We start from the raw sequence: 12,038 nt of genomic DNA, 5'->3' as shown, positions 1-12,038 counted from the left end.
CTTCTATAAGTTAGTTTCAAATCAAGTTACTATCCTACAACTAGCATTCCATTTACCATATTCACCAACTAGAGTTGATCTCGAACATACGAAATTACCTCTACCTATCTATTAATTACCCACTTTAGCCCTCCGGCGCTGCGCACCAACGCTTTGGCGTTTAGCTCTGGCCTCGAAACGGCTGGATTCAGCTAGTTTACGGTATAAACTCTTCTCCGCCTCGCTGGTTGGTTCAGGGATAACAATCTCAATTTCAAATAAAATATCGCCGTTCGAACCATTCTCACGTTTCAAGCCTTTGCCGGGGATGCGCAGCGTTTTGCCACTCTGAATTCCTGCAGGAATCTTCAATTTCACTGCCCCTCCACCCGGTAATGGAACCTTCACCTCTCCACCCAATACCGCTTGCCATGGAGCAACTTCAACTACGCCGTATAAGTCGCCATCGCGAATCTCGTAAATATCATGAGGAAGGATATGAAGTGCCAGCAGTACATCGCTACCCGAAGCTATGCCACCCGGAGTGTTACCATCGATTTTCATAAGCATGCCTTCATAGGATCTTGGCGGAATGTTAACATCCACAGCTTTATCGCCGATCTGTACTCTTACAGTTGCTCCCTTATAGGCCTGCTCCAACGTAATATCCAGCTGCGCCTGCATCGTACTGCGGTCCTCACCCCATGGATTGCCGTTCGAACGCCCACTACCACTACTAGAAAAGAAATCAAAGCCAGCTCGATCCGCCGATCCCCGATTCCCAAAAAACATTCCGAACAAATCTTCCTCTGAAATACCAGAACCTCCTGCAGAATAAGTTCCACCGCTCCAGCTTCCACCAAAGTTTGAATCCCACGAAGAGGCCCCACTCGTCGCACCTCCACCAGCTCTGCCACGCTGAGCACCATACAGTTGTTCTTCATCGTAAAGCTTTCGCTTTTCCTCATTACCTAGAACTTCATAGGCTTCAGCCGCTTCCTTGAACTTCGCCTCTGCCTCAGGGGCTTTGTTCACATCAGGATGCCACTTCTTGGCCAGCTTTTGATAAGCCTTCTTGATTTCCTGTTTGGTAGCTGTTTTACTCACGCCCAAGGCATCATAATAGCTTTTGTTAGCCACCCTGGATCCCTCCTTTCAAAACGTTTATCTTAATTCCCTCGCCGTTCAATTCCGAGAAAAGACGCACCATAGCCGGAATCCTCCACTACAATGCGCCTTCTACTCTTAACCAATATATTAAAAGTTCGGTGTCCGCTTCTAAGATGCTGTGCGGGAGTTTCCTCCCGCTTTTAGCTATGCTTATTCAGACTGTGAACCCGTAGAATCGCTGTCTTGAATCTCAATGCGTTTACCTTGAGGTTTTTGCCGTTTTGGAACTTCCAGCTTCAGCACTCCGTCTTTCAATGATGCGCGAATCTCTTCCTCTGCAATATCCTGAACATAGAATCTACGAACATATTCGCCATATCGACGTTCTCTGCGTACAATCTGATGTTCTTTATTCTCCTCGGCATTCTCTTCCTTACGCACCGCTTTAATCGTCAAGTAAGGGCTGGCATAATCAATGTCGATTTCTTCTTTTTTAAAGCCAGGAAGTTCAGCTTCAATCAGGTAAGCCTGCTCACTCTCGCGAATATCCGTTCTAAAGGACATCGTGGAGCTCTTGATCGGTGCAAAAAAATCATCATGAAAAACATCATTCAAGGACTTAGCCAGCATACCAAAAGCATCATCTCTACGTTTACCAAAAGGAACCAAATCAAACATTATCCATTCTCCTCTCATTGACTTTGACTTTATTTGACCTATGACCTTATTATAGTCCCCTACCAGAGGAATAACAAAACCGATTTAAGCCAATTATCGGCCAAATTCAGGCGAATTAGCTGATTTCATATTACAAATTTAAACCTTTTTAATGATTTGACCTTTTTTGACCTTTGTTTGATCTTACATAAACTCACCATTAACCCTCCATCGGAGCAAGCAGTATGATTATTATATGTTTAGGCCTCACGTTCAATACAAGCCTGCAACTCCACAATCATTTCAAGGCCAAATAATCCTTCTCAAAAAGAAGTGATATAATGAGAGACAATAACGACCATTTTCCTTACAGGAGACCAATTGTATGCAACCAACCTATACTATGGATGATACGCAGTGGAGCAAGCTCATCCAGAATGTCGCCTATTATTTCGATGATCTTACCCTCAAAAGAGGGTTCCAATATTACAAGCAAAGCCGAGTTCGTTCGTTCACTATGACGGAACCAGCTAAAATGAATGCACTTGTTGAAGGTAGAGAGGATTACCGTGTTTCCATTGATCTGGACAGCTTCACTCGGTGTCACTGTAACTGCCCAGTTTCAGGTCATTGCAAGCATATGGCCGCCGTACTGCTAAGTTATGCTGAACAACAGAATAGGTCTGTGCAAGTTCTAGCTAACGCCAAGGCCGCATCTTTTCTCCCAAAAACATCAAGTAGTTCCCCTGTCGGATCCGATGGAAAGCGCCAGCAGCAGCTAAAAGAGCATGCCAGCCGGATCGCTAACGGAGGAATCACGGAGTGGCGCGAGTATTTTGCATTCTGCATCACGCCTCTGGCACATACCACTCGGAATCCCGAATATGTGGATCGAGCATTATCTTCCATTACTAAATTTAAGCCGAAATTACTTCCGGAGATGGACAAGCTATTCACTCTGCATGCCCATCTTTTTCTTCTAGAAAAGCTGGCTAAGCCTTCCGCCAATCTACCCGGTCAGGTCGCCTTCACCTCATCACTCGGCTATTACACGCAAGTAGCGGTTTCAGAACTGCAGGAAGTAATCACACGTCTATTAAAAAGCGTACTCCCGCTATCTCTCGAGCAAGAGCAAGAACAAGATCTATGGCCACTTGTCATCGATACACTCTCCTACTTGCGGCGCGAGATGTTGACGGAGTCGCGTGATCGCTTACGGAATCAGCCCTCTTTTTCATTAAGCTATGACCTATTGTGGAGAAACTGGATTTACCCAAATACAGGTGGAACTAAGCTTTACCTGGATGAAATCAAACAGCTTCAGCAGGCAGAAAGTGAATTAGGCGCTTCCCTTTCACGACATGCGTGGCTATTAGCCCAGAGCCGCATGTATTTTTATCTGAAGGATGACCAAAAGGCTTGGGGCTTACTGAATAAAGCTGCCGAGCGCCCGGGTCTCCATCCCGATGAGCTTATGAGCTTCACCTCCCCGCTTCTGGATGCAGGTGATTGGTCACGCTTGGTGGGTTGGCTTGTTCAGATCGGTCCTCTGCTGAGCAGCAGGCTCTATAATCTGAATAGCTATTCGACCAGCTGGGAAGAGGCCGTTCGCCACCTTCCTGAAGCTGAGCCGCAGATGTGGAATACACTAGCCACCATGTTACCTATATCTGGCGAAGTATATGAAGAGAAGCTAGTTACTTATGAAAAATGGCAGACATGGATGGATTATCAACTGTCCATCGGTAAACAGCCATCCGAATTTCGTGTCAAAGACCTCCAACCTGTAGAGAAAAACGCACCCGAAGTCCTGTTGCCCTTCTACCATCAGGCCGCCGAAAGATTTGTGCTAGATAAGAATAGACACAGCTACAAGGCGGCTGTGAAATTATTGAAGAGATTATCCAAGCTGTATAAAAAAATGAAACAAGAAGAACGGTGGGAAGAGTTCCTTGATGCCTTCACCACTAGGCACAGCAGGCTCCGCGCGCTGCAAGAGGAGCTTCGGAAAGGAAAGCTAATACCATGAACATGCACTTGCGTACGATGACCATCCGGCTTACGTTAAGCCAGTATGGCGACGCTTTATTATATGGAATGAACGAAAGGGAAGATCTCGTGCCCGGCCTGCAGCTTAAGCAGCGGCTATTCGCCTGGCATGAGGCGTCTTTTTATGGTACGGAGTTAACCGTTCAACCAGCTGGCGAAGGTGTTGAGCTAGTGATTCTTCCTGCTGAGCAGGTACTTCCCTTCTTTGCAGAGCAGAAGCTACTGTCGCATATCGAATGGATCTGGGAGGGCGATGCGGCTCATCTCACTGAACTGGCACCACTTCTGGCTGTATGTCTGGAGAACAAACAATATATACCCGATATATCTACTTACCGTGCGGGGAGGCTGCAATGGACTTGGGATGAGGAGGCTCTTGTGCAGGTGGCAGTGGAGAATGACACTGCCAAAGGGGCCTTTGAGGCGCTAAATGGCGGCAGCGAATTTAGCGTTGGCTTACGCGCGGCGTTCTCCGCCGCCGTATCGCAGAGGTATTACAGCACGGAGGCCGAGGCAGGCGACCTCCGGAGCGAATTCCCGCTTCTATTCGATAGAAGCGGGGCTCTTGCAGCGGGCATGGATACCGCTGCATGGCTTATCGCCATTGGCTGGAAGGCGGATACCGCGCCTTTCCGGCCTGCACTTCAGCTGCTGGAGCCGGAGGGGGATGAATCCCCTTGGCGGCTGCAGCTGGTGCTTCAGGACAAGCGCGATGAATCCGCGCTTGTTCCCATCAGGCTCGCCGATGACGGCGAGCCGCACGGCTTGTGGCCGACAGCATGGTCGGCCCACGTGCACGAACGCGCCGCGGGATGGCTGGAGCGCCTCCGCGGCAGTCTGCCGCCCGAGCGCTTCGCGGCGGGCGGCGACGTGCTGGCCGAACCGCTCAGCGATGCCATCGCTTGGCGGTTCTTGACGGCCGAGAGCCAGCGGCTGCTGGAAGCAGGCTGGCAAGTGCTACTGCCGGCGTGGTGGGAAGCCGCCAGCCGAAAAAAACCGCGCCTCCGCGCCAAGATCAGCTCCGGCGAAGGCAATCGCGGCGGCGAGTCGCTGTTCGGCCTCGATTCGATCATCGATTTCGATTGGCGAATCTCCATCGGCGACGCTGACCTCACCGAAGCTGAATTTGCTGAGCTGGTCGCAAGAGGGGAACGACTCGTCCGCTTCAAGGGCAAATGGGTCTCGCTCGACCCCGCACTACTGGCGCAAATTCAAAGAGCCATGGCGGGGATGGACAAGTCGCAAGGCCTGTCCTTCCAAGATGTGCTACAGCTTCATTTGCTAGGATCCGGCGAGGAAACAGACGCTGAAGCTACGGAAGAGCAGCTTCAAGAGGATGCGGCGCGCCTGCGTCTCGAGGTAGAGCTAAACGAGCATTTAATCAGCCTCATAGGTCAGCTCGGCCAGCGCTCGCAATGGCCGAAGCCTGCGGTACCTGCAGGACTCAAGGCAGAGCTGCGCGCCTATCAGCATGAAGGATATGCTTGGTTGACTTTCCTGCGTCGATTCGGTTTAGGGGCTTGTCTAGCCGATGATATGGGACTAGGTAAAACCGTCCAACTCATCGCGTATTTACTTCACATCAAAGAAAACACCGATGCAAGTTCATCCCGTCGCCAGACCGACCCACCGGGTTGGCCTGCTCTAATCATCTGTCCTACCTCTGTCCTGGGTAACTGGCAGAAGGAACTGCAGCGCTTCGCGCCTTCTTTAAACGTTATGCTTCATTACGGAAGTCGCCGTCTGGACGCAGGTTTCTTCTATGGCGCAGCTTCGCAAGCCGACGTAGTGCTAACCTCTTATGCAACTGCGGCGCTTGACCAGGAACTGCTGAAGGAATTCACTTGGGCGGCAATTTGCCTGGACGAAGCACAGAACATCAAGAATGCTCAAACGAAGCAGTCTGTAGCTGTGCGCAGCTTCCCAGCTTTGCACCGGATTGCGCTAACAGGAACACCTATAGAGAACAGATTATCTGAGTTGTGGTCCATTTATGATTTTATAACCCCAGGTTATCTGGGCAGCGCCAAGGCCTTTAACGACCGATTCAGTAATGCCATCGAGAAGGAACGTGACGAGAAGCGTACGGTGGATCTACAGAATCTCGTGAAGCCTTTCATGCTGCGTCGTAAGAAGAAGGATCCTAACATCCAGCTCGATCTACCCGATAAAAACGAGATGAAGACCTATGTTCATCTGACAGCTGAACAAGCTGTACTCTATGACCAGACCGTAAACGGACTGTTGGATCGTATGCAGAAGTTGGAAGGCATTGAGCGTAAAGGCGCCATTCTCGGGGCTTTGACCGGACTTAAGCAGCTGTGTGACCACCCGATGCTTGTGACCAAGGAAGCCCTCCCTGAAACAGATTCGGACAATAAACTAGATACCAGTCTACTCATTAACCGTTCTTCCAAACTCGAAAGACTGCTGGATATGGTTAAGGAACTGCGTGAAGAGGATGAGCGCTGTCTGATCTTCACGCAATATGTCGGTATGGGAAAAATGCTTCAGGCTGTTCTACAGCAGGAGCTGGGAGAGCCTGTCCTTTATTTGAACGGAAGCACCTCCAAACTGGCGCGTGACCGAATGATCGAGCGATTTCAGACGCCCGCTCCTTCCGAGGACGAAGGGTCCAGACGTCCAGATGCGCTACCGTCTGATCAGCCGAATGTATTCATCCTTTCACTCAAAGCTGGGGGTGTCGGTCTGAACTTAACCGCAGCCAACCACGTATTCCACTTCGATCGCTGGTGGAATCCAGCCGTCGAGAATCAGGCGACTGACCGCGCTTATCGCATGGGCCAGACACGTGATGTACAGGTGCATAAGTTCATTGCACTCGGGACGCTCGAAGAAAAGATTGATGAGATGCTGGAGAGTAAGCAGCAGCTAAGCGACAATGTCATCTCCAGCTCCGAAGGCTGGATTACCGAGCTGTCTACTGAGGCTCTGAAAGACCTGTTTACATTGCGGCGAGGCTTAACAGACTAATCCTACCGCTGTCAGTATCACAAGCATAAATGCCTTCGGCGTCCTTACAAGGACGGTAAGCGTTTAAGCAAGAAATATAAGGATATTATAGCCAATACAGATTTGCCACCAAATAAAGGATGTGGTAAACTCGACTTAACTTTTTATGAACGGAGGGTTACGTGTGATAGACTTTATCCGAGTTAGAACTTTGCGCGGCTAATTGAATAGCGCTAAAGCTCTGCCCATGTGCAGAGGACTCAGGATAGGTCTGCCCATTTAACTCCATAGAAGCCAACAAGCTAAAACGCCTTCGGCGTCCTTATAAGGACGGTAGCGTTTATGCGAGAATTATAAGGATAAAGTATATCGTGAAACTTATACTTTCTTATAATTTAAACTAACTGCTACCTCGTAAGGGATTAATCTACCTCCCCCTACGACCAAGCCGTTGTTTACTTCGATATATCTATGGAAGACCCTAGTGTCGTAACGGAGACTTCTCCTTACACATTTGTTCTGACGTCCTCTAACGAACCTTAAGCACAGGCAGATGGCCTGTGTTTTTTTGCGTTTACTATTTACTACTGGAGGATGAATAAATATATGGAACAACTACGAGAAAAAGCAATTATGGTCGGTGTCCAGCTTCAAAATGAAACAAACTTCGCTTATTCGATGGAAGAGCTTAGTAATCTGGCAGCGGCCTGTGACCTGGAGGTTGTCGGGGAACTTAGTCAAAAGGCAAGCCGGATCAACCCTTCTCACTATATCGGCACAGGCAAAATCCAAGAACTATCGGCGCTTTTAGAAGCGCATGATGCTCCTATTGTTATTTTTAACGATGAGCTATCCCCTTCACAGATTCGCAATTTGGAGTCCTCTCTGGATTGTCAGGTCATTGACCGGACGATTCTGATTCTGAATATTTTCGCGGAAAGAGCGAAGACCAAAGAAGCACAGCTGCAAGTAGAAGTAGCCAGACTGCAATATATGCTGCCCCGATTGACGGGTCTTCGAGAATCACTCGGCAGACAAGGCGGCGGTGCCGGACTCAAAAACAGAGGCGCTGGTGAAACCAAGCTGGAGCTAGATCGCAGAAGAATAGAAGAGCGGATTTCAGCGCTACAGGTTGAGCTTCAACAGCAAGTGGCCAGACGCCAAATTCAGCGGAAGCAGCGGCATAAGAATGAGGTTCCTGTCGTCTGTCTCGTCGGCTATACGAATACCGGCAAGTCCAGCTTAATGAATGTGATGGTGGAGACGTATCATCCAGGCTCTAATAAGCAAGTGTTCGCCAAAGATATGTTATTTGCTACGCTGGAGACGTCTGTTCGGAGCATTGAGCTACCTGATCATAAAACCTTTTTATTAACGGATACCGTTGGATTCGTCAGCCAGCTTCCCCATCATCTAGTCAAAGCATTCCGCTCCACGCTCGAAGAGGTGACCGAAGCTGACTTATTGATTCACGTAGTCGACATTTCCGATCCGCAGCATCAGCAGCATATGGCCGTCACCGATGAGACGTTGAAAGCGCTCGGCGCGGACCAAATTCCGACGATCTATGCCTATAACAAGGCTGACTTAACTGACTTGCCTTACCCTCACCTTGAGGGTGACAATGTCTATCTCTCCGCCAAACAAAATAGCGGGATGGCCGAACTTACAGATCTGATTCGCAGTCATGTGTTTACGGATTATGTACAGTGTGAAATTCTGATTCCATTTGATCGTGGCAATGTGGTCTCCTATTTTAACGAGCATGCGCATGTCCAATCGACTAGCTATGAAGAAACAGGGACACGGCTTGAACTGGAATGCAGAAAATCTGATTTCGAGAAATTTCGCAACGACTTTATTGAACTTTAACAAGAATAAACGACATTGTTGTCCATAATTAAAAGGATAGAGTTTTCAGAGTTATCTGAAGCTCTATCCTTCTTTTTAGCAGAAAAAATCAATGAATTGCCTCTATCGTTCCATTGTCTCGCGGATCGGTTATTGTTTTATGCGCAATAAGTTCGTTTTCTTCACTAAATCCCTTAATTTCTAAAGGCGTAGACTGTGTAGTCGGCAGTAATACAAACCAGATGGTGCTTTCTTTTGTCGTATGGATCAGCTTTGCTTTATATTCATCTTTGTCCTTAGTCTGGATTGTTACATTCTTAATCGCTGAATCGAGAACATCGCCAAACACCATTGGGAACGGAGAGGAGATATGTTCTACTGTAGGTATACTCATATAAGTTAACGCATTCTTCGTTTGTGTAGGAGATTTACTCTCACCGATTACGTATCCTCCGCCCCAGCCCCATTTCCATCCGAACCATGTTTTTCGTATATACTCTACCTGAAGATCACTGCCATCTTGCTTATCCGTTCTTTTCATAAATAAAAGCTTGCCCCCTTCGATGGGTTCACGGTGTATGACCTGAAACGTCCCAGAACCCCGCATTTGTTGAACAGCTTCCTCTGGGGTATGGCTAAGTGGAATACGCACCGTACTCTCCAATCCCCAAGCGCGTGATAATCGCCAATCGGATATTCCACCCGGAGTTTCATAAACAAATACAAAAACATATAACAGTACGATGGACGAAGCAATCAGACCTGCTGCCATCCATATCTTTCGTTTGTTTTTACTTCGCACTAGCATGCTCCACCCCCATTTTGTCCAAATTATAGAATAAAAAAAGAACAATACAAAAGAAATACTCTCTTTGCATTGCTCAGCAAGCTATAAAACAGGCGAGGCCTAGATCTTATAAATGTAGCTTCTAGACCCTATTCTTGAAAATACAGTGTATTGGGAGCCTCTATTTTCCGCCCCGGGTATGACAGAATCTGTAGATAATCTCTGTAAATAATTAAAGTCAGGATGTATCGATTCATTCGTAAGAAAAGCTGAGATATTACTTCCGGGCACTCTTTCCTCATTAAGCGAGTCTATGATGATTTCTGCAGTGGTTATCCCAATGCCATGGCCATAGAACAGGTCTTCTTCAAGCTTAACAGCATTCTCACCCTGCCATTCTGGCTTGCTAGGCGCATGATCTGGATTTCTGAAATACACAATATCTCCACGCCGCATTTGATCCTTATTATAGTTCGTAATTAAGCGTAGATTCTCGTCGTAGTTCCAGTCCCATAAGAACAAATCCTTAAAATACTTATTAAAGGCTTCTTCACCTATAGCTTCAATTGTCGCCTTGTACAAAACAATGACCATGGCTGTCGCGCATTCGAAGGCATATAAATGTCCGTTCCGAAAAATGTCTTTAACTCCCACCGAAGGCTCCACGCCAGCGTTCAGCTGAAGTCCTCCAATATCAGTAAGCGTCCAAAACTGCGGATTGGAGCGGGATTCATCAAATGTAGCAAAATCCACTCCACTGTTATTTAAAGCTTCGGCCGATTCCACGATGCTATCTCTCATTTTCCGTTCAAATTCAAGGGCATCGGGTGAACGAACTTCCTTCACCATGCTTAGTCCCTCCAATGTTATAGGTTCTAAATATAGGTTATTGTACGTGTTCGCTGCCCTGTTGGTGCTTAATTCATATCATTCCCGGGACTCAATAAACCACTGATTAAGCTGCCTTGTCTCTTCCGTCAAAATATCCAAATATATAGAAGTGCGGTATGCCGTATCTTTTAAGCTTTTGCCCGTAATCTCTGTTATTCGATTTAATCTATACAGCAATGTGTTGGTATGAATATGTAAAAAAGCGGCGGATTCCTTCAAGTTTCCACTGAGCGATAAATAAACGGCGATTGTTTTTAAAAAATCACTTTTATGCTCGCGGTCATGCTCTTTAAGCGGATACAGCAAAGGACTTTTACGGGTTCGACTGCGCTTCTGCTCCATAATAGCCGGAATATACGCCCAAAATCCGATATCCTCATACAATAGTAATTCCCGGCCATGAAAAGGCAGTAGCTTCTTGATCTCCAGAATGGACCCTGCTTCCCAGTAAGCAATTGCCGCCGACATATATTCGCTGTAATCTAGGCTACAACCTGCAGCCAGCATACAGCTCTCACCCTTACGCATATCCTCGATAATTTTGTGCATGAACGAAGACAGTCTGCCGGTCCCTTCCATGTGAAAGCTGAATGAAAACAATATAATCAGCCGATTGTGCTCTGCAGTCAGAAACAATAATTGCAGACCCGGATAGGAGGCTATTGTTTGCCGAAACCGAAGTACGAAATGATCATTGATTACCTTGTCACTTTCAAACACGCTAATATAATACTTTTCCGGCAAAAGAATCGACCAAACTTCCGCATCCTGTTTAATATTCGCTTCATTGTCATAGTGGGAAGTAAGCAGCTTCCAGAAAAAATCCTCCTGTGTTTTCTCCTGCTTCGTCTTCCAACCCCGCTGTTTCAATATATAGCGACCAACGATGGCCGCCGCTTTCTCAACAATATTCTCTGCGTGTCCTTCAACTAAATTCCCTGCATCCACTACCCATATATAACCGAGAATTTCCTTCTGATGTTTGATGCAAATGGCTAGACGAGGTCCAAGTCCCACCTCCATGACCGCAGGAATCCGAATCGGACGTGCAGCGTTCTCAAGCTGCTGCATAATCCCCTTTTTACGCAAACCGATAATGACGGCGTTAGGTACGCGCTTTCCGATTATGGTTGAAATTCTCGCAGAATCACTCTCAAATTGATGGGAGCTGTATCCGATCACATGGTGATTGCTGTCCTCAATCGTAACTTGAGACTGAAGAGATTCACTAATAGCATCCGCCAACGATTCCATACTATCGAAGAAACGATCAAATAATGGATCCTTATCCGTCACTAGCCCCACCCCTACCTGAAAAATAGCCGAATCTTGTACTCTAGAGTGATTTTATTATAGTATGCGTACTCCCAGCTGACTACAAGATAATGGGAAGGTTTGCGGGATTCGGGATAGCTGGAAAGGTGGTCGGGTGGCGAGGTAGCGTGGGGCGGAGTTGCGGCGTTTCGAGGTGGGGCATATAACCGCTATTCGTAGGTACTCCCTTATAATTTTTAGGGAATTCCTCCCTATAATTGTGTGTTTTAGACCTTACCTACTACTAATCAGGGAAAAACTCCCTATAATTCATCACGTTTGGGCTTAATCGGTCATATTCTTCGTATTTATAGGGAGGAATTCCCTAAAGTCAGTGTTTATAAGCTATTTCCGCGTAATTTATAGGGAGGATTTCCCTATAAATCATCTCCGACAAACCTCTCACCATCGCAAAAACCAAAAACTA

8 protein-coding genes are annotated in these 12,038 nt (G+C 47.2%); 3 read left to right on the top strand and 5 right to left on the bottom strand.

The features are described from left to right. Positions 1–111: 111 nt before the first annotated feature. Both MHH52_RS01450 and MHH52_RS01445 read right to left on the bottom strand, forming a co-directional pair. Positions 112–1,119 (bottom strand): DnaJ C-terminal domain-containing protein, encoded by a 1,008-nt coding sequence (locus tag MHH52_RS01450; RefSeq protein WP_340006191.1) that lies wholly within the window; start codon positions 1,117–1,119, stop codon positions 112–114. A gap of 180 nt (positions 1,120–1,299) precedes the next feature. After that, complete coding sequence (locus MHH52_RS01445; RefSeq protein WP_340006189.1) at positions 1,300–1,767, bottom strand: Hsp20/alpha crystallin family protein; 468 nt, start codon at positions 1,765–1,767, stop codon at positions 1,300–1,302. Positions 1,768–2,131: 364 nt separating this feature from the next. Between MHH52_RS01445 and MHH52_RS01440 the strand changes: the two genes are divergently transcribed. The 3 genes from MHH52_RS01440 (at position 2,132) to hflX (ending at position 8,640) form a co-directional block, all read left to right on the top strand. Beyond that, positions 2,132–3,775 carry an SWIM zinc finger family protein gene (locus tag MHH52_RS01440; protein ID WP_340006187.1) on the top strand — a complete coding sequence of 548 codons (1,644 nt, stop codon included), beginning with the start codon at positions 2,132–2,134 and terminating at the stop codon, positions 3,773–3,775. Continuing rightward, positions 3,772–6,789 carry a DEAD/DEAH box helicase gene (locus tag MHH52_RS01435; protein WP_340006185.1) on the top strand — a complete coding sequence of 1,006 codons (3,018 nt, stop codon included), beginning with the start codon at positions 3,772–3,774 and terminating at the stop codon, positions 6,787–6,789. The genes MHH52_RS01440 and MHH52_RS01435 overlap by 4 nt, the downstream gene beginning before the upstream one ends. A gap of 585 nt (positions 6,790–7,374) precedes the next feature. Further along, a complete protein-coding gene (gene hflX / locus MHH52_RS01430; protein WP_313636542.1) occupies positions 7,375–8,640 on the top strand; it encodes a GTPase HflX in 1,266 nt (421 codons plus the stop codon). 88 nt (positions 8,641–8,728) lie between these two features. On the opposite strand, the gene MHH52_RS01425 is transcribed toward hflX, so the two are convergent. The 3 genes from MHH52_RS01425 to MHH52_RS01415 form a co-directional block, all read right to left on the bottom strand. Further along, positions 8,729–9,427 (bottom strand): hypothetical protein, encoded by a 699-nt coding sequence (locus tag MHH52_RS01425; RefSeq protein ID WP_340006183.1) that lies wholly within the window; start codon positions 9,425–9,427, stop codon positions 8,729–8,731. A 99-nt stretch (positions 9,428–9,526) separates the two neighbouring features. After that, entirely contained in the window at positions 9,527–10,255 is a 729-nt protein-coding gene (locus MHH52_RS01420; RefSeq protein ID WP_313636544.1) for a protein-glutamine gamma-glutamyltransferase, read from the bottom strand. 78 nt (positions 10,256–10,333) lie between these two features. Next, positions 10,334–11,593 carry a helix-turn-helix domain-containing protein gene (locus MHH52_RS01415; protein WP_313636545.1) on the bottom strand — a complete coding sequence of 420 codons (1,260 nt, stop codon included), beginning with the start codon at positions 11,591–11,593 and terminating at the stop codon, positions 10,334–10,336. Positions 11,594–12,038: the final 445 nt, after the last annotated feature.

The sequence above is a fragment of the Paenibacillus sp. FSL K6-0276 genome (genome assembly GCF_037977235.1).
Classification (GTDB): Bacteria; Bacillota; Bacilli; order Paenibacillales; family Paenibacillaceae; genus Paenibacillus_AQ.
This window is presented reverse-complemented; position numbering and strand designations above follow the sequence as displayed.

Bases quoted from the DNA above. Each gene is read 5' to 3' on its own strand.
- MHH52_RS01445 (WP_340006189.1), bottom strand. From the start codon at position 1,767: ATGTTTGATTTGGTTCCTTTTGGTAAACGTAGAGATGATGCTTTTGGT.
- MHH52_RS01440 (WP_340006187.1), top strand. From the start codon at position 2,132: ATGCAACCAACCTATACTATGGATGATACGCAGTGGAGCAAGCTCATC.
- MHH52_RS01435 (WP_340006185.1), top strand. From the start codon at position 3,772: ATGAACATGCACTTGCGTACGATGACCATCCGGCTTACGTTAAGCCAG.
- hflX (WP_313636542.1), top strand. From the start codon at position 7,375: ATGGAACAACTACGAGAAAAAGCAATTATGGTCGGTGTCCAGCTTCAA.
- MHH52_RS01425 (WP_340006183.1), bottom strand. From the start codon at position 9,427: ATGCTAGTGCGAAGTAAAAACAAACGAAAGATATGGATGGCAGCAGGT.
- MHH52_RS01420 (WP_313636544.1), bottom strand. From the start codon at position 10,255: ATGGTGAAGGAAGTTCGTTCACCCGATGCCCTTGAATTTGAACGGAAA.